14 protein-coding genes are annotated in these 18,839 nt (G+C 65.2%); 7 read left to right on the top strand and 7 right to left on the bottom strand.

The window, feature by feature from the left end:
- The 6 genes from VLE48_04625 to VLE48_04600 all read left to right on the top strand — a co-directional run.
- A partial coding sequence (locus VLE48_04625) for an AAA family ATPase (protein ID HSA92273.1) occupies positions 1-1,168 on the top strand: 1,168 nt, incomplete at its 5' end.
- A 16-nt stretch (positions 1,169-1,184) separates the two neighbouring features.
- Positions 1,185-2,480, top strand: a complete 1,296-nt coding sequence (locus VLE48_04620; protein HSA92272.1) for a CpaF family protein — start codon at positions 1,185-1,187, stop codon at positions 2,478-2,480.
- Between the two features lie 27 nt (positions 2,481-2,507).
- The gene (locus VLE48_04615; protein HSA92271.1) at positions 2,508-3,476 is read left to right on the top strand and encodes a type II secretion system F family protein; all 969 of its coding nucleotides are present in this window, start codon (positions 2,508-2,510) and stop codon (positions 3,474-3,476) included.
- 4 nt (positions 3,477-3,480) lie between these two features.
- A complete protein-coding gene (locus VLE48_04610) occupies positions 3,481-4,389 on the top strand; it encodes a type II secretion system F family protein (protein ID HSA92270.1) in 909 nt (302 codons plus the stop codon).
- Positions 4,390-4,476: 87 nt separating this feature from the next.
- Positions 4,477-4,887, top strand: coding sequence for a DUF192 domain-containing protein (locus VLE48_04605; GenBank protein ID HSA92269.1), 411 nt, complete (start codon positions 4,477-4,479; stop codon positions 4,885-4,887).
- A complete protein-coding gene (locus tag VLE48_04600) occupies positions 4,884-6,998 on the top strand; it encodes a hypothetical protein (protein HSA92268.1) in 2,115 nt (704 codons plus the stop codon). Before VLE48_04605 ends, VLE48_04600 begins: the two co-directional genes overlap by 4 nt.
- A gap of 3 nt (positions 6,999-7,001) precedes the next feature.
- Here VLE48_04600 and VLE48_04595 read toward each other — a convergent pair whose 3' ends face one another.
- From VLE48_04595 to VLE48_04585, 3 genes are all read right to left on the bottom strand, one after another.
- The gene (locus VLE48_04595) at positions 7,002-7,739 is read right to left on the bottom strand and encodes a polyprenol monophosphomannose synthase (GenBank protein ID HSA92267.1); all 738 of its coding nucleotides are present in this window, start codon (positions 7,737-7,739) and stop codon (positions 7,002-7,004) included.
- A complete protein-coding gene (locus VLE48_04590) occupies positions 7,736-10,021 on the bottom strand; it encodes a hypothetical protein (GenBank protein HSA92266.1) in 2,286 nt (761 codons plus the stop codon). The genes VLE48_04595 and VLE48_04590 overlap by 4 nt, the downstream gene beginning before the upstream one ends.
- Positions 10,022-10,118: 97 nt before the next feature.
- Complete coding sequence (locus tag VLE48_04585) at positions 10,119-11,507, bottom strand: hypothetical protein (protein ID HSA92265.1); 1,389 nt, start codon at positions 11,505-11,507, stop codon at positions 10,119-10,121.
- Between the two features lie 198 nt (positions 11,508-11,705).
- On the opposite strand from VLE48_04585, the gene VLE48_04580 reads away from it, so the two are divergent.
- Positions 11,706-12,929, top strand: a complete 1,224-nt coding sequence (locus VLE48_04580) for a glycosyltransferase family 87 protein (protein ID HSA92264.1) — start codon at positions 11,706-11,708, stop codon at positions 12,927-12,929.
- On the opposite strand, the gene VLE48_04575 is transcribed toward VLE48_04580, so the two are convergent.
- From VLE48_04575 to VLE48_04560, 4 genes are all read right to left on the bottom strand, one after another.
- Positions 12,917-14,494: a sulfatase-like hydrolase/transferase gene (locus VLE48_04575; GenBank protein HSA92263.1), complete on the bottom strand. Its 1,578-nt coding sequence runs from the start codon at positions 14,492-14,494 to the stop codon at positions 12,917-12,919. The two genes, VLE48_04580 and VLE48_04575, sit on opposite strands and share 13 nt — an antisense overlap.
- Complete coding sequence (locus VLE48_04570; GenBank protein ID HSA92262.1) at positions 14,491-15,726, bottom strand: glycosyltransferase family 87 protein; 1,236 nt, start codon at positions 15,724-15,726, stop codon at positions 14,491-14,493. The genes VLE48_04575 and VLE48_04570 overlap by 4 nt, the downstream gene beginning before the upstream one ends.
- The gene (locus VLE48_04565) at positions 15,723-17,123 is read right to left on the bottom strand and encodes a hypothetical protein (protein HSA92261.1); all 1,401 of its coding nucleotides are present in this window, start codon (positions 17,121-17,123) and stop codon (positions 15,723-15,725) included. The genes VLE48_04570 and VLE48_04565 overlap by 4 nt, the downstream gene beginning before the upstream one ends.
- A gap of 129 nt (positions 17,124-17,252) precedes the next feature.
- A complete protein-coding gene (locus VLE48_04560; GenBank protein HSA92260.1) occupies positions 17,253-18,734 on the bottom strand; it encodes a hypothetical protein in 1,482 nt (493 codons plus the stop codon).
- Positions 18,735-18,839 lie beyond the last annotated feature (105 nt).

Genomic DNA, 18,839 nt, shown 5'->3' with positions numbered 1-18,839 from the left:
AAGCATGCCTGCGTTGACGGTAGTCATTCTGGCGCTGGACGAGGAACAGCGGACCATCCTGAAGATGCTGGTGGATGGGACCGCCATCGCCCGCACCACGCATGCGGTTCCCGGCTACCCGGTCGGATCCACAGACCCCATCATCCGGCGCATCCACGAAGCCCGGCCGGACGTGCTGCTGGTGGATATTCCCTCGCACGATCCCACACCGGGGCTGCGGGCCATCGAGCTGCTGCACTCCGAGCTGCCGGCCGCGGCGGTGTTCGCGGTGGGCGAGATGGCGCAACCGCAGGTAATCGTAGCCGCCATGCGGGGTGGGGCCTCTGAGTTCCTGGAGCGCCCGGTGGGAACCAACCACCTGCTGGAAGCGCTGGCGCGGCTGACTTCCGCGCAACGCAAGACGCGCACCGACGGGGTGCGCGGCCGGGTGTTCACGGTGGTGAACGCCAAGGGCGGGAGCGGCGCCACCACCATCGCGGTGCAGGTGGCGGCAGCCCTGCAGGGCATCCAAGGCGGGGTGGCGCTGGTGGACCTGGCGCCACTGGGGCACGCGGCGCTGCACCTGAACGTGAAGCCGCAATTCACGGTGGTGGACGCCATCCGCAACCTGCACCGGCTGGACGGGGCGCTGCTGGAAGGCTTCATGACGCGCGACGACCGCGGCATCCACCTGCTGGCGGGGGTGCAAGAACCGCTGACCGTGGAGCCCTCACACGCGGAGTTCGCGCGCCTGTTCGACATGCTGGTGAGCCACTACCGGACCGTGGTGGTGGATGCTTCCTCGCGGCTGGACGCCATCACGCGCATGGTGAGCGACCTTTCCGACACGGTGCTGCTGGTGGCGCACGCGGACGTGGCGTCGCTGTGGAGCGCCAACAAGGTGCAGAACTTCCTGAACGACGGGAGCGGCCGGGAACGGCTGCGCCTGGTGCTGAACCGGTACCGGAAGATCTCGGGCTTCACGGACGCCGACGCCGAGGCGGCCACGCACACCAAGTTGCTGTGGAAGATCCCCAACAACTACGCGGCCATCTCCAACGCCATCGACCGGGGCGTGCCGGTGTTGCAGACGAACCACTCCGAAGTCTCGCGCGCCTTCCAGGGCTTGGCGACGGCGCTGACGCAGGGCGCGGCTTCCAAGCCCAAGAGCTGGACCCCATTCCGCTGATCTGAGGAGAGACTAGTTGGAACTGCAAACCTTCTTCGAGCGAACCGAATACCAGCAGGTGAAGTCCACGCTGCACCGCAAGATCCTGGACCGTCTGAACCTGGAGAAGCTGGGCAAGGCGCCCAGCGACACGGCGCGGGAGGAGGTGCTGGCGGTCATCCGGGATTCCGTCAGCGCGGAAGCCGTGCCGCTCAGCTTTGCCGAGCGCGAGCGCCTGGCGCGGGAGATCCTGGACGAAATCTTCGGGCTGGGGCCGTTGGAGCCGCTGCTGAAGGATCCGTCCATCAGCGACATCCTGGTGAACGGGCACGCCAACGTGTACATCGAACGGGCGGGCAAGCTGGAGAAGACCAACCTGAGCTTCAAAGACGACGCCCACCTGATGCAGATCATCGACCGCATCGTGTCGCGGGTGGGACGGCGCATCGACGAGTCGTCGCCGCTGGTGGACGCGCGCCTGATGGACGGCTCGCGTGTGAACGCCATCATCCCGCCGCTGGCCATTGACGGGCCGTCGCTCTCCATCCGCCGATTCGGGCGCGACCCGCTGACCGACAAGGACTTCGTCGCCAACAAATCCATCACCGAACCGATGCTGGAGCTTCTGAAGGCGATGGTGAAGGGCAAGCTGAACATCCTGATCTCGGGCGGAACGGGCGCCGGCAAGACCACGCTGCTGAACGTGATGTCGGGCTACATCCCCTCGACCGAGCGCATTGTGACCATCGAGGACGCGGCCGAGTTGCAGTTGAAGCAGGAGCACGTGGTGCGGCTGGAGACCCGGCCACCCAACATCGAGGGCAAAGGGGCGGTGCGGCAAAGACAACTGGTGATCAACGCGCTGCGCATGCGTCCCGACCGGATCGTGGTGGGCGAGGTGCGCGGCGACGAGGCCTTCGACATGCTGCAGGCCATGAACACGGGCCACGAGGGCTCGATGACCACGGTGCACGCCAACACGCCGCGCGACGCGCTCTCCCGCGTGGAGAACATGGTCTCGATGGCCAACCTGAACATCCCGGACCGCTCCATCCGGCAGCAGATTGCTTCCGCGCTGCATGCCATTGTGCAGGTGCAGCGCCTGACGGACGGCAGCCGCAAGGTGATCAGCATCGCCGAACTCACCGGCATGGAAGGCGAAGTGGTGACCATGCAGGAGATTTTCACCTTCGAGCGGCGAGGACTGGATGAACGCGGCAAGGTGCGGGGAGCGTTCAAGGCCACGGGCATCCGACCGAAGTTCACCGACCGGTTGAACGCCGCCGGGTATCGGCTGCCCTCTTCGCTGTTTGAGACCGAAGTGGTGGTGTAGGACCGACATCGAGAGGAAGAGGCGTACATGGTCTATATCGTCGTCCTGGGGCTGTTCACCCTCATAGTGATCCTGGTCTTCACGGTGGCCGGGGCCTTCGAAGAGCGGGATGCGCGGGCGCGGTCGATGCGCGAGCGGCTGCTCTCTTTGGAGCGGGCGCAGGATCGGGGCCACTCCGAAGAACTGGCGCTGCTGCGCGACGAGATCCTGAGCGAGATTCCGGCCCTGAACCGGGTGCTGCAACAGTCCCCGCGGGTCAAGCAAATTCAACACTTTCTGGACCAGGCAGACACCGGCACACGGGCCGGCAAGTTCCTGATGGTCTCAGTCGCGCTGGCGATGGTCTTCGGGGCGCTGACCATGGAGTGGTCGAACATCGCACCCCTGGCGGTAGCCATGGCCGCGCTGGGCGGATTGATGCCCTACTTTTTTTACTCCTACAAACGGGCGCGGCGCTTCCAGAAATTCGAAGAGATGTTCCCGGAGGCCATCGAACTGCTGGCCCGGGCCACGCGAGCGGGCCACGCTTTCACCACGGCCATCGAGCTGATCGGGAATGAACTGGGCGAGCCGGTATCGGGAGAATTCCGCAAGCTGTTCGAGGAACAGAAGTACGGTTTGCCGGTACGCGATGCGCTGCTGAACCTGGGTGAGCGCGTCCCCCTGGTGGACGTGAAGTTCTTCGTCACCACGGTGATGCTGCAGCGCGAAACGGGTGGAAACCTGGCGGAAATCCTGGACAAGCTTTCCTATCTGATCCGGGAGCGCTTCAAGATCCTGCGACAGGTGCGGGTGTACACGGCGCAGGGCCGGCTGACGCTGCTTATCCTGATGTTGCTGCCGCCCAGCGTGGTGGCCATGATGGCGTGGATGGACTACAAGTTCATCGAGCCGCTGTGGAAGGACCCGATCGGGCACGGGCTGATCGCGGCGGGCGTCGTGATGCAAACCATGGGCTTCTTTCTGATCCGCAGGATCATTCGGATCCGGGTGTGAGGATATGGCGCTGACTAATCTACTGATCGCGGCAGCGATGTTCATTACGCTGGCGGCGGCGTTCTTTTTCCTGATGGCAGCGGCCCTGTCGCCGGCTTCGCTGCTGGGCGCGCGCCTGCGGGCGTTGACCGGGGTGCGCATCGAGGAGAAAAAGCCGGGGGTGCAGGAACGCCTGGAGCAGGCCCTATCGCCGCTGGCCAAGGCGCTGCCGACGTCCCCGGCAGAACTTTCACGGGCACGGCTGATGCTGGTGCAGGCGGGATTCCGCGAACCGCGGCACGCCACCATCTACTTCGGCTCGCGTGTGGTGCTGCTGGGAGCGGCGGTGATTCTGGTGGTAAGCACAAACCTCTTCCTGCGCGACCCCATGTTCGCGGTGGGTTTGATAGGGCTAGGCTATGTGTTCCCAAGCATGCTGCTGCGGCAGAAGGTGAAGGCGCGGCAGATGGCCCTGCGCCTGGGACTGCCCGATGCGCTGGACCTGGCCGTGATCTGCGTGGAGGCAGGACTGGGCCTGGACCAGGCGGTGCAGCGGGTGGGCGATGAGATGCGGCACGTCCACAAGGATTTGAGCGAAGAATTCGGCCTGGTGAACCTGGAGATGCGGGCCGGCAAGCCGCGCGCGGAAGCACTGCGCAACCTGGCGGTGCGCACGGGCGTGGATGACATGCGGGCGCTGGTGGCGGTGCTCATCCAGACCGACCGGTTCGGCACCAGCATCGCCACCGCGCTGCGAGTGCACTCCGACGCCTTGCGCACCGAGCGGCGGCAGCGGGCCGAGGAAGCCGCGGCCAAGACCACCATCAAGATGGTGCCGGTGCTGGTGTTCTTCATTTTCCCGTCCATGTTCTTCGTCAGCCTGGGTCCGGCGGCCATCCAGCTGATCCGGAACCTGATGCCGGCGCTGAGGTAGAGGAACGACATGGAATACGCGATCTTAGCCGTGGTGCTCCTCCTAGGGCTGGTGGTGTACAACCGCAAGGGGAAGCGGGCGTAAACCATGCCGGAGCCGCCGAATGCCAACTCCCATCGGCGCGGATACGCATACAACCGCACGCGACAGGCCTTCCTGGCCAGCGAACTGCGCGTCGCGGATACGCACGCGGGACGACTGCGTGGACTGATGGGCCGCAGGCGGGAGAGTTTCCCGCCGGGATCGGGGCTGTGGATCATTCCCTGCCATGGCGTGCACACCATGGCCATGCGTTTCCCCATCGACGTGGTGTATCTGGACGCCGACCAGATCGTAGTGGGCCTGGAAGAAAACGTCCGCCCGTGGCGCATGACGCCGATGGTCATGGAGGCCGCCACGGTGCTGGAGTTACCGCCGCACACCATCTTTAACACCGGCACCAGCGTGGGCGATCAACTGGAGATAGTCCGCGAACGGAACCACCAGCCCACCCCATGAGCGATGTGCCCAAGCTTCTGGTGGACTGGGAGCCGCGCTGGCGGAACTTCACCACGTCCCTCGGTCCCGCGCTGCAGCGTGCTCCGGAACTGCCCGTGGGCTATTTTCATCGGACCGGGGGCGCGCCGGCCTTGCTGGTGGACTGGGATCGCCCTCTCTCGGGCTTTTCGTCGCTGGGGACGGCGCTGGCCCACGTTCCGGAACTGCCCGCCTACTACTTCGAAGATTCCCAGCCGGCGCTGCTGGTGAACTGGGAGGGCGCCTGGAGCTACTTTGCCGCAGGCGTCGGACCGGCGCTCAAGCCCTCGGCTAAACGCCTAGCCGGGGAATGCGATCATCTGCCGCTGACGGGGCGCGGGTTGCTGGGTGCGGTTGCCGCGCTCACGGCGGCGCTGGCGTTCGCCACGCTATTGGCGTGGCGGATGGCGCCGGCGGCCGAGCGACAGCACGTCGCCCTGCTCCCTCTGGAGTCAATCATTTACTCGCCGCCCATCCTGGCCCAGCCCCGCGGGCGAGTGCTGACGCCAAGGGAACTGGCCGAAGCGCGAGCGCGACAAGCCCGGCAGCCGAAGCCGAATCCGCGTGAAGTGCGCAAACCGGAGCCGAAGAAGCCGGAACCACCGCCCGAGGTGCAGGTGGTGCTGCAGCCTTCGCCCGACCTGCCACGCATGGAAGATGTGGGCGGAGCGGAAGCGGGCCGGTCGGGACGCTCGGGAGGGCGCGAGGCATTCCACCCGACGCAGGTGATCCGCATCTCGCGCGGGCCGCGACTGGTGGAGCGCGTGGCCGATGCACCCAAATTGAACCTGCCCCAGCGCAACGATGCCGTGGCGAATCTGGTGGCGGTGGCCGCGGCTCCGCCGCCACCGCTCCCCATGGCGGCCGCCGCGCGCGGCACGAAGCTGGGCGTGAGCATGCCCGAACCCAGGGTTGTGGCTCCGGCGCCGGTTCCGCGACGGTCCGCCGCGTCACTCAATGTTCCCCAAATGCCGACGATAGTCGTGCCCCCTCCGCCCGACATTCGCGTGCCGCAAGCTACGGTGGCTGACCCGAAGCTGGCCGTCCCCTTGCCCACGCTGGCGGCGCCTTCCGTGGGTCGGCGGAGCGTGCGCGAAATCGCAGGCAATCTTCCCGGCGCGTCCGCCATCCCAGAAGTAGCTTCGGCGGGAACGCCCGAGGGCACGGGTACCGCGGCTTCCGGGCCTGATGTGGCATCCGACGATCCGAATGGGAGACCCGAGGGGCAGGTGGCGAACGCACACGGCGTGGGCACCGATCCCGAAGGCTCTCCGGATGGCACTGCGGAAGCTAGTGGAGTGGTGATCTCGACCAATCCGGGCGATGCGGTCGGTGTGCCCGGGGCAAGCGCCGGCACGCTGGCCATGTCGCCTGCGGGGTCGGGTACGACCGGGGCCGGTGGCTCCGGAGGCGGCACAGGAATCGGAGTTGGAACCGGACCCGGCAGCGGGACCCACGGTACGGGACCGGGCGCGGCCGACTCGGGAACAGGGTTCGGCGCCGACGCCGGAGCGCGCGGCGGGATCTCGCCGGGACCGGGGCCGGGCGGCAGCGGTAGCGGCACCAGCCGCAGCGGACTGGCCGGCGTCACCATTCGCGGCGGGGTAGTCAATCTGCCGAGCTTTGCCACCGCCGGGGCCCCAGCCCCGCCGGGTCGCACCCCCACCGAGGGCCGGCATGTGCCCACGGTCACCGTGATCGCGACGCCGCGCTCCGGTGGAGCGCTCCCCACCTATGGATTGTTGAAAGGCCCGCGTGTCTACAGCATCTACATCCAGACGCGATTAGGCACGGGCGTGCTGCAGTACTCCGAGCGGCCACAGGACATCAGCGGCTTCCAAAGCGACCTCACTGCGCCGGAACCACTGCGCGCCGACTTCCCTCCCGGCACGCCCATGACGCGGGTGATCATCGGGTGCGTGCTCGACCGCTCGGGATTCCTCAGAGACCTGCGCGTGGTCAGCACTTCCTCGCAGGAGGTAGCCGTCAAAGTGATGGCGGCACTGAAGGACTGGCGCTTCCGCCCCGTCTTGCGCGGCAACGAAGTGATCGAGGTGGATGCGCTGCTGGGCTTCTCGGTAGGAACCAAGTAGTGGCTACGGCCGCCCCCGGCGGCTCTGCCAGGAAGAACGCAGCAACTGGACGGCGTCCAGGATGGCCACGCGCGCGCCGAGCTTGCTCTTGCCTCCCGTGCGCGGGGCAAAGACGTAGGGCACTTCCTCCAGCCGGTGCACGCGCCCGCGGAGCAACACTTCCAGCAGAATCTTGAAGCCGAGAGGCTTCAGCTCCACGCCTTCAATCACTTCCCGCCGCAGGGCGAAACATCCGGAGAGCGGGTCGCGGAGGTGGCGGACGCCGGCGGGAAGAGCGAGGCGCACGAGGAGGGTGGCGAACTTCGACCCCAGCCGGCGGACCACGTTCCAGCGGGGGATGTCGCCGCCAGCGGTGTAGCGGCTGGCGACGGCGACGTCCGCGCCGCGGTCCAGAGCCTGGAGAAGGCGTGGGACCACTTCCGGGGGATGCTGGCCATCGGCATCCATCACCGCCAGCACCGGCGCCTTTGTGGTCTTCCAGCCGGCGACGACTGCCGTGGCTAGTCCGCGCTCCCCCTTGCGGCGCAGCGAACGGACGCGGCCGGCGGAGGCTGCGGCTAACGAATCGGCGATGGAGCCCGTTCCGTCCGGACTGTCGTCATCCACGATGACAATCTCATAGTCCGCGAGCTTGGCCGCGCTGAATACCTCCTGAAGCGAGGGCACCATGCGCTCGATGTTGGCCGCTTCGTTGTAGGTGGGCAACACCAGCGAGAAGCGAACAGGAGGATGGGGCGTCATGCGGCTGCGGATCCGGCGGCCGCGACATCGGACCCGGGCTCCGGCGCCACGAACGGCTGCGGCCGGAGCAGGGCCGAAAGCACATAGAAGAGGATGGCCAACAACATCAGATAGCGGAATCCGATCAACATGGAAGTGTACTCGGAGAGGCCACCCAGGATAGCGCCGGCAATGTTGGCCCCGAAGGCCAGGTCCGGCATGCGCACGCGAGCGAAGCAGGTGGCGAAGACAATCCCCGCAAACAGAATAGGAGTAAAGACGAGCGCACAGGAAGCCAGCACCTGCAACGTACGGTCCATGCCCAGGAACCAGTTCAGCGGGACGACGCAGTTGAGAGCCAGCGCCGCCAGCAGGCAGGCGTAGTACGGCCACAAATGCGCAGGTCGTACCCGCAGCACGAACAGATTCGCCAGCAGGATCATCACCAACACGGCGAAGAACACGACGCTGTTGACCATCCAAGTGCTTCCAAACAGCAGCGCCATTTGCACCACGGCCTTGGTTTCGATCAGCAGGAAGCCTGCGCCCAGAAAGAACATCTGCCCGTCGAAGCGGGGCCCGCCTGCAACGGACCCGGTTTCGCGCGGCCGGAAGAGCAGGATCAACACCAGCGCAATCGCTCCCATGATGAGCATGCCCCGCCAAGCGACGTCCGGGATCAGAGGACGACGCAAGTAGAGGAAAGGCCATTCGTCGGTAGCGCTGCGCAAGTCGGCGGGTGGAACGAGCGTGGCCAGGCCAAAGCGGAGCCAGCGATCGGGCGCTGCCGGGTCCGGCCGGTTCTGGAAGCCGGACGGGGAATCCGGCCGCGGCGCCTGGTCGCTTGGCAGCCAGTATTCGGGCTGCTGCTGGAAGGCTTGCTGGAGCGGCGCGATGTTGCCGGCCAGCAGCATGGTGAAGCCACCGCTGCGGGTTTCCTGCACACGCTCCTTGTAAGGCAGAGCCAGGATCAGGGGGTGTTCGCCGAAGGTTTCCTCCACACCCTGCGCGAGCCGGGCCACGATCCAGCCTTGCCGGAAGTAGTTGTACATGGCGAAGACGCCGCCGGGCTTGAGCAGGCGATGCACATCCGCGAACGCCTCGCGTGTGAACAGGTAGCTCTCCAGGCGGAGGTTGCTGTAGCTGCTGTGCAGGACGAGTGAGTCGACCAGGGCGTAGATGATGAGATCGTAGCGACGCGAGGTAGAACGCAGGAGGTTGCGGCCATCGTCCAGGTGGATGGTCACGCGCGGATCGTCGTAGGGACGGTCCGGATGATGCAGGCGGCCGAGCCGGTTGATGACCGGATCGATCTCCACCGCGTCCACATGGCGAGCGCCCCAACGCAGCGCATGGGCCACATCGTTGCCGGAACCGGCGCCGATGATGAGCACGTCGCCGAAGGGTGGCCCGCCGGAATCCCGCCGCAGCAGATGGGGCAGTGAATAGGCGAACGCGGGAGCACGGTCATCCCCGCTGGCCACCATGCCCTGATGGCCGATCTGGTTCACCACGATCTGGCGCCGTTGATACTGGTAGTCAATGCGGTAGTAGGGTGACCAGAAGACTTCGACGGTGCGGCGGTAATCGGCGACACTAAGGCTGGCCAGGAACGCAATCAGAACCAGCAGTGAGCCGCGCACGACCAGCGCCCGCCGCGTGCAGTGCCGGCGCAGGAGATACGCCATGCAGGCGGCCACGACCAGAAACCAGGCAAGCGGCGAAAGCTGCCACCAGGAACTCAACGCGAACGCAACGATGCCCGCCAGGCTGCCCAGAATATTCAGGGTGTAGGCCTGAATCCGGTCCGGCACCCTATCCAGGCAGCGGCCCAATTCCTGTCCCGGACCCAATAGGACCAATGCCAGTACCAAGAAGAACGCACCGCCCAGGGCCTCGATGGGCACCACGAAGCGCGCCAGGTCCTGCACCCGGTACTCGGTGCCGAAGTAGACCAGCTGCGGAGAGGCTTGGTTGCCGACGACCACCACACGCTCGATCGAGTGCCGCGCGTATTCCACCAGTTGTCCGCCTGCAACCGCGACCAGCAACAGCACCGGCGTGCCCATGAGGTAGTTGCGCGAGCGCGATGCCGCCAGGCATCCCACCGACATGCCCAGAAAACACGCCATCAACACCGTGTTGGTGAAAAACGTAAGGTAGAGGACGTGGGCCGGGAACCAACGGATGCAGGCCAGCTCGAGAAACAGAACCAGGAAGCTGACCAGAAACAGGTCGGCGCGCGGGCCCAGTCCGCTGGCCCGCGCCGCGGCGAGGTTGGCGGCGGAAGTGGTGTTGCTCAAACCTCGCTTCCCCGTTCCATCGAGTGATTCTCCGGCATCTCCGGGCACCGGGCAAATCTTTTTCTTACCGACACGGCCCATGGGCGCATGACGGAGCTCACTGTCCTCTTTGCTGCAGAACCTGATTGATGTGATAGCCGGGCATCGGCGTGCAGTCGCCGGGCCGCTTGAACAGGCAAGAACCGCGCCAGCACCATTGACGCGCAAAGCCTGCCGGTATGGAAGAGGCGCGATCCGAGGCCAGCAGGTAGTTGAAGTGCGAGCTCAGGCGCTCGGGATCGCCCGGCAACTCCAGTTGCAGGATGGGCAGGTCGCGATGCAGGTATGTGTACCCGCCGGTCCAGCTCCAGGGTACGCCGAGCAGACCCACGCCACAGGTATCCGGGGAACGGCTCATCTGCTCAAAGGCGCGCAGGTTGCCGGAGTACACCGTCCAGTAGGGGCGGAAGTTCCAGGCGAGCAGGGCCGAGCCCAGGCACCAGGCCACCAGCATGCCGGTGAGCGCCGCGGTCGGATGTCTGGGAAAGCGCGCGATCTTCTCCGATATTCCCAAGGCCACGAGCACGCAAGTAAGCGGAATCAGCAGGTAAAGAAAGCGATACTCCTTGTGGGCGAGCAGGGAGTGGGAGAGAAACAAGACCGCTACCAGCCAGAAGAGCAATGGACTGCGTTTGGCCCCCAGCGCCGCGAAATACGCGATCAGGGGAAATCCCCAGGACCAGACCCAAACCAGCGATCCGAAGTAGGCGTACCAGGGCGCGGCCCCAAACTGCACGCTCTTCGCCTGCGCCACGTTGCTCCAGACCCCCTTCCACAACGTTTGGAATGGAGACCCCCAGGTGACGGCATCCACTACGCCAAAAGCGATGAGGGAAAGGGCCAGGCCCAGCGCCAGCGGCAGCCACTTTTGCCGCACATGATTGCGGCAGAGATAAATCGCGGCGAAACCTACGACGGGTACATAAGGAACGCGCAGCGCCACCGTGATGCCGAACAGAATCCCCGCCGCGAAGAGGCACCATCGCTTATGGCGCTGCTCCTCCTGGGCCGCAAACAACAGGCCGGGCAGGAATACGTGGGCAGCGATCACCTCTGCGAACGCCTTGGGTGCGAAGAAGATGAGCTCGAACCACACGGCGCACAAGGCCGCCGCCAGCAGGCCGGTCCCCGGCCGTCCCACGCGGGCTGCCCAAGAATATGCGAACAGGACGGGCGAAAGTGAGAGGAGGCAGAGGCAGATGGTGATGGCAAGCAGGTAGCCGCTGGCACCCGGACCGAGCCCCTCGGAAAGCCGCATGACGCCGGCCAACACCGCGGGCATTACCCAAGAGCGCGTGCCCTCGCGCCATTCCCAGGTCGTGATGCCGTAGCCGTAGGCAAGTTTGTGGGCAGGCTCCAGGGTCTGGAAGACTTCATCCGACCAGAAAAGGCTACGGAACTCGAGGGCTGCGCCCAGCCGCAGGAAGAACGCGAGGGCTACGATCAATCCCAGCAGAAGAGCGATCCGCCGTGACTTCGCCGGGGTTGCAGGGGAAGCGGGAACCGGTTCGGTTGTCTCCCTGGGTCTCTGGTGCACTCCTCCCCCTGGTTCCGCCGAACCACTGTAGTGGAATCAGAGGCTGCGCCGTCAAGAAACAGTGTGGTCCGCCAGTTGAGCGCCCGTGCCATACTCTTGCCGGCAGCGATGAAGAACTCCCGGTTCAGGCCGCTGTGGTGGCTGGCACTGGTTAGCGTGCTCGCTGCCTACCTGTGGATGGTTGCCGGTCTGCGGCAGAAAATTCTCGAAGGGAGAATGGACTTCACCGCTTTTTACACGGGCGCGCGCCTGGTAGCCGACGGACGCGGCGCGGACCTCTATGACGCCCGCGTACAAGCGGAATACCAGCGCAACTTTGCGGGAAGGCAGACGCCGCTGCTGTTCAACCATCCGCCATTCGAGCTGGTCCTGCTGCTCCCCCTGGCGTGGCTTCCTTTTCCTCATGCATACGCTGCGTGGATGGGAGTGAACCTGGCGTTGCTGGTGTGGCTGGCCTGCCTGCGACATCCCTATACAAGGCAGTTTCCTTACCTGCGCGGCCTGCCGACGCTGGTGGCGGCAGCCGCCTTGTTCCCTGTGGCCTGGGCCATGATGCAGGGACAGGACTCCATTCCGCTGTTGCTGTTGTTCGCACTGGCGTGGATCGCTCTGCGCCGCGGTCAACCATTCCGCGCCGGATGCTTTCTGGCGTTGGGCCTGTTCAAGTTCCAGTTGGTAGTTCCCTTCATGGTCGCGCTCATCGTGCGCAGGATGTGGCCGGCGGTGAGGGGCTTCGTTCTGACAGGCGCGGCGTTGGCGGCAGTTTCGGCGCTTCTGGTGGGGTGGACTGGGCTTTGGCGATACGTCGAGTTTCTGCAGGGAATCAATCAGAGCCTGGCCTACGGAGCCATCCGGCCGGTGGCGATGCCCAATGTGCGAGGAGCGGTCACGATGTCCGTAGGCACCGTGCTACCGGCGCCCTGGCCGACGGTGCTGATCGCATCGCTGTCACTGCTGTTGCTCATACTAGCAGCGCGGAAGTGGCCGCGGGCGGAAGACGCGGCGGACGCGCGGCTGGACCTGGCTTTCGCGCTGAACCTGATGGTGAGCCTACTGGTGAGCTACCACCTGAATCCGCACGACCTCGCGCTGCTTTTCCTGGCGATGGCGCTGGTGGCGCAGCATCTGGCGGCAACGCGGGGCGAGCGCCGGTGGTCGCGCACCGCGCTGCTGGCGTCCATGGTCGTCTTGTACGTGCCCACGCTTTACGTGCCCGAAGGCATGCGGCTGCCGCATCCCATGTTCTGGTTGCTGCTGCTGTTGACGATCGGACTGGCAGCGGAAACTTCGCGCCAGCGCCCTCAAGAGACGAACCAACCTCACGGATCGTGAATGTACGGGCTGCGGCCGAGGCTGCGGTGGCCATCGAGCCATGTGGCGGCCGCTGTTGCGTCGTCCACCTCTCCCCGCAGGACAGCCAGCAACAGCCCGGACGTCAGCACCGTGTTGAACGGCTGATCGTAGGACACAGGGGCAGCCTGGCCCGGCATCTTCAGCAGAAAGGGCACACGATAACCGGCGCGATGGGACCACTGCTCATCCTCGTCAGACCAGTCTCGCCGCCGCTCCCAGGTCCGCCGCCGCCAGCCGTGATCGGCAGTGACGAGCACCACCGAGCGCTCCCAGGTTCCGCTTTCCTCCAGCGCTCGCCGCAGTTCGCCCAAGGCGCGATCGGCAAGCACGAGGTTGTCCAGATAGCTCAGGCCGCTTCGGAGGGCGTAGTCTCCCTTTACCCGGTCGTAGATCGCCGGCGGATGCGGAACAGAAAGATGGACCAGCACCAGCCCCAGTTCCGGGCGCTGCAGAGCGATGCGCGCTTGCTCCATCAGCACCTGGTGCTGCCGGCGCTTGTCGTTCCGTTGCCGCTGCGTGACCCAGTCGAATTCCACCAGCCGGAGGTTTCCTATACGTGTCGTCTCCTCCAGGATGGTAGCTGCTTGAAACAGCATTCTGCCCGCCAGCGTCTCCGGCAGGACGAAGGTCGAGTCCATGAGTTCATCCCAGAAACACGAGGTGAACTGGGAGGCCAACACGCGGCAGTAGGGGTGATACCACCCGACGACAGCGCCGTTGATCCCCATGGCGCGCGCGACCGAAAACAGCGAAGGCTGAGCGCTCCACTTCACCTTGCCGTCCGCCCCGTGGAAATCGATCAACAGCTCGTCCGGTCCATGAAAGTAGCCCTGAGCCACCAGCCTGCCAGTCAGCAATGCCGGAAGCGAACTCACTGTGCTTTGCGAGGGAGGAAATGCCTGGCTGGCGGCCAGGGTCTGGGCGCGCAAACGGTCGAACTCGGGCAACGCCACCGAGGGCGGGCGCTTATCGAACGCCAGCGCCTCATCCAGCTCGTCGAAAATCACCCAGACCACCTTCGGGTACTCCGGTCGAGGTGGCACGGGCGGCGCCGCGGGCCGGTCGGCCACGCGAGCGGGATCCGCCGTGAACATCGAGAGGACGACTCGCCCGAAGGTCACGGCGACGAACGGACTGAGCACCAACAGCAGGATGGCCGTCGCGTGCGCCGCACGTGGCCGTTGGGCACAGGCCCATGCCAGCAGCAAGATTAATCCGGGGATCAGAACCATCGCCGATCTCCCCATCCACTCCACCAGTGGTGCTTCCATCTCGACTGGACGCAGGCTCGCGAGTAACAACAGCACCACCGCGAAGCGCGCCGCCTTCAGCCCCCGCGCACTTCCGGACTGCCGCACCACACGCATGGCCAGCCAGCACATCGCCGCCATCAACAGTACGTTCAGCAGCAGCGCCACTCGGTTCGGAACGATTGAGCCTTTGCGCGGATAGACTAGTTCGTCGCTCAGCAGCGTCAGCCATAGACGACCGAACCACAGATTCGCGAACGACAACGCGATCACGAAGTCGCGGCCGGCGTTCACGCTATGCCATCCTCGTGCTTGAGCTCGCCAGCCACGGCGACCTTTTCTTCGGCCGAGACCTCCGCCGCGATGGCTGCAGCAAACAACACCAGCAGGCAGAACAGCACCAGCGTCCGGTCAGGCCATTCCGGGATCTCGTACACCGGGGGCAGGAACAGTGCGGCCGCGGACATCTGCAGCGCCCGGTGCGCCGGACCCTTCCTGTCCCTGGTCTGCCATAGGTGCTGAGCCACGAGCGAAAGAGGCAACAACAGGACCACCAGGTCCTGCAGATTCAGGTGGTAGCTCAACACCAGCGTCACCGTGAGCGTAAGCGCCATCAGCAGGCCAGACGTCGTGGCATGCTGCGCCTCGGCCCGCTTCCACCTTCCCGCCACCCACAGGAGGACAGCCAGTGAGACCAGCGCCACTCCCACGTCGATCCACACCGAAGGGATGCGCCAGGCTGCAAAAGTCAACGCCTGGCCCCGCAGGTTGGGCATGTGGTACGGCACAATCACTCCATAGGAGTCATGGCGGTTGAGCTCCAGCAGGAATTGTGGATAGCGCAGCGTCCCTTCCCATCCCACCACGGCCAGCGAGATCAGCCCCAGCAGGATGCAGGCACCGGCAAATCCTCCCAGCACCCGCCACCGGCGCAGCAACAGGAAGACGAATATCACCGGCAGCACCAGGTGGAAGCGATACAAGCCCAACCCCATCAGGAATCCGGCCCAAGTCTCACGATTCCTCACCAACGCTGCATAGGCCAGGGTGTAGGCGAGCGCGATAAAGATGGAATCCTGCCCTTCGTGAAACATGTACCAAACGGGAAAGAAAGTGAAACAAGCGACTGTCACGGCGAAACTGGACAGGCCGGAAGGCGCCAGCGAAAATCGCGCGAGAATTCCTGCCAAGGCCGCGACCAGTACGACGCTCAGCGCCAGCCACGCAACATAGGCACGGCCAAAAGTCAGGTAGGTGAAGGGCAGGAAGAGCGGCACTTCGAATGGCGGGTGATTGAACCAAAGTGGCATGGGATTGGGCGAGTAGCGCCGGAACGCCTCCGATTGCGCCGGAACCTGGTAGAGACTCTCTCCCGCGCCGTCTCGGACCATCCATGCCGCGGTGTACATGCTGCGGAAATCCACCCACCCGAGCCGCACATGCTCTCTGGACCTGTACAGGAACATCGCATAGGAGGCGAGCACCAGGGCTGCTGCCGACCAGAGCAAGAGGCGCGGGACTTTCATCGCTCTCCTCCGCGCTGCAGGCGGTACACCTTCAGGTCGCCGCCCTCGTAGGCCACGGCGCCCATCGGTGCCAGCTCCGCCTCGAACTCCGGCACATGGAAAGCCCAAACGTAGTCGTAGTCGCGGCGCACTTGTTCCCAGTCCGGCGGTGCGCGATAGATCATGGGTGGATACGCACCCGCCTCAGGCACATATTCGGCTGGGGAGATTCGCAACGGATGCACCCCCGGATCGTGGAAGAGATAGGGGACGAGCCAGCGCTTCTCGATCACTCCATAAGCCCAAAAGTGGGAGTAGTCGAGCAGCACCTGTTTCTGCTCGCCGCGCCACTGGACCAGCGGCAGTACGCGAGCGTGCTCGGGTACGGAATCGAAAGAGCGCGCGAGCGAAGCGAGGAAAGGCTGTTGGGCGGTCCAATGACGGGTGAGGTGCACGGTGCGCACCGCAAACAGCAGCAGCGCCACGGGCAGCAGCCAGCGAGCGCGCCGGCCCAGCCGCGCGGCAGCCAGCCCCGCCACCCAGTAAAACGGCACCAGCCGCAGGTAGACATAGGTGCCCGTCCACAGGCGCACCGGAAGGATCCAATACAACAGATACAGCAGCAGGCAGATTTCCAGCCAGGGCCCGTTCCAACGGAACTCTGGATTCTTCCACCAGACCAGGAAGAGGGCCGCGACCATCACGGCGAAAGTCGCGTAGTCGAGCGGCTGGGAGTAGGCCTCGATGGCGATGAGCGGGACGAGCGGCTTGCTCCCCAGACTTCCGAACTCCACCGCCGACGCTGCGGAGCCCGAACTGGCGGCAACGAACAACAGGAGGCCGGGCAGGAATGCCGCCGCGGCCCGCGCCACCACGCGGCGGTCCCAGCGCACACGCAGGGCCAGCCAGGCCGCGGCCAGAGCGGCGACGCCGAACCCCACGACGTGGGTGAAGTAGAGCAGCGACGCGCAAATCGCGAGCCACGCCCATCGCGCCGGCCGTGGCGCGGCCACATAGCGCAGCCACAATCCCAATACCAGGAAACACAGTGCCAGGCTCAGTTGCAGATTCACCAGCCCGGTGAGGAAGAAGAAATTGTGGCAGAGCAGCAGCGACCAGGCGGCCAAGCTCTCGTGTCCGGGACTGGCGACGCGCAGGAAGAACCAGACCGCCGGAGGCAGAGCCAGCAGCACGACAGTCAGCAATAAGCGTCCCGCCACGTCGATGCTGACGACCTTCTGCAACGCCACCAGCACCAGGTCCATCAGCAGATACTGGCGAAGTCCCCAGTCGGCGGCGTAATACTCCGCGAAGCCGGAATCATCCAGGTGGGCGAGGACGTAGGCGCGCGCCAGATGGTTGGGATAATCCACCAGAGGTGGATGCGGCACCATCCACACGGGCGCAACCAGAGCCATGACCAGCAACCCCAGCAGTGCTACCGACGCCGGCCGCCACGAAATGGAGCGCGGGGATTCCAGTGGCCTGATGTTATATCGCAGGGTTCCGGCGCCGCGTCACTTTTCCTCCGCGGCCGAGAGTGCGTCTCAGAATCCCTGCTCCTCAAGTATGCGATTGATGTGGTAGCCGGGGAGGGCCACGCATGCGCCTTCCCGCTTCAGCAGGCAGGCGTAATCCCGGCACCACAGCACTTCGAAGCCGGGAATTTTTCCCGGCGGGGGGTCGGGGGTGACGATGTAATTCACCAGCGAACTGGAGCGTTGCACCTCCTCCGCCTTTGCATCCCACGCCTGATAGACGGGGATGTCGCGATGCAGGTACGTGTACCCGCCGGTCACCGCCCAGGAAACATTCCACCAGCCCACGCCACAAGCGTCCGAACTGCGGCTGACCTGGGACATGGCACGCAGGTACCCGGAAAGCTGCTGGAAGAACGGGCCATGGCGATAGGCGAAGTAGCCGGCGAGAAGCAGCCAGAAAGCCAGCAGGACGGACGTCGTCAGGACCGAGAGGCGCTGCCAGCGGCGTCGGAAGAAGTCTCGGAGCAGGGAAAGTCCGAAGCCCGCCAGCACGCATAGCAGGAGGACAGCGGGAAAGATGTAGCGGTACTCCTTGTGTGGAATCAGGGAATGCTGGAACACGATCAGCAGCGCCATGCAGCCCAGGAATCCGCTGCGGCGCACCCCCAGGGCAGCCAGGCCCAGGAACGGCAGGCGTGCCCATCCCCAGATCAGCCCCATCATTTTCCAGTATCCGTACCAGGGAACCAGCCCGGATTGCGGGGACTTCCCCACGACGAGGTTCTGCCAGTAGAACATCCAATAGGAGTAAAAGGGATAGCCCCAGGTCGTGGCGTCAACCAGTCCGAAGAACAGCAGGGGAAGCAGGACGCCGGTTCCCATGGGAAGCCAGCGCGCCCGAAATTCGCGCCGGCAAGCCCAAGCCATGGCCAGGAGGACCGCCGGCGCCAGGAGAATGCGGATGGCGGCCGCGAGCCCGCATAACAATCCGGCCAGGAACAGCGTGCGGCGCGATTTTTCTTCCGATCCCACCGCCAGGTAGAGGCCGGGCAGCAACAGGTGTGCGGCAATGACTTCGGTGAGCGCCTTGGGCGAAAAGTAAACCAGGTCCGGCCAGGTCGCGCAGACCAGCGCAGCCACGACGCCAGCGCGCGTGCCGCCCACGCGCGAGCCCCACAGCCAGGCTACATAGACCGGCACGGTCGCCAGCAGCGAGAGGAAGAACGCGATTCCTGCCAGGTATCCCTCGGAACCCGGGCCCAGCCAGTCGGTCAGGCGCATCACGCCTGCCAGAACCGCGGGCAGCACCCAGGAGCGCGCACCCACGCGGAACTCCCAAGTCACCATGCCATAGCCATACGCCAGCCGGTGGGCGGGCTCGAGCGTCTGAAAGATCTCGTCCGGCCAGAACATGTTCGGCGAGAGCAGGGCGGCGCCGAAGCGCAGCGCGAACGCGGCCAGCAGGATCACCAAGAGCAAGCGGGGGTGCGTGGCGTCCGCGGGCCGAACCTCAGGTTCGCGGCCAACCGGGGCGGACAGATCTTCCATGGTCACGGGACGAAGGCACGATGGTACCGTGAACACCGGTCGCGGGAAAGCAGCGTGTGGACAATCTGCATCCGTAATCAATAGACTGACGTGTTTCGGCTAACG

Source organism: Terriglobales bacterium (assembly GCA_035454605.1).
GTDB lineage: Bacteria > Acidobacteriota > Terriglobia > Terriglobales > Acidobacteriaceae > DATMAB01.
Note: the sequence above shows the minus strand (reverse complement) of the source record. Positions and strands in the feature narration are given on the sequence as shown.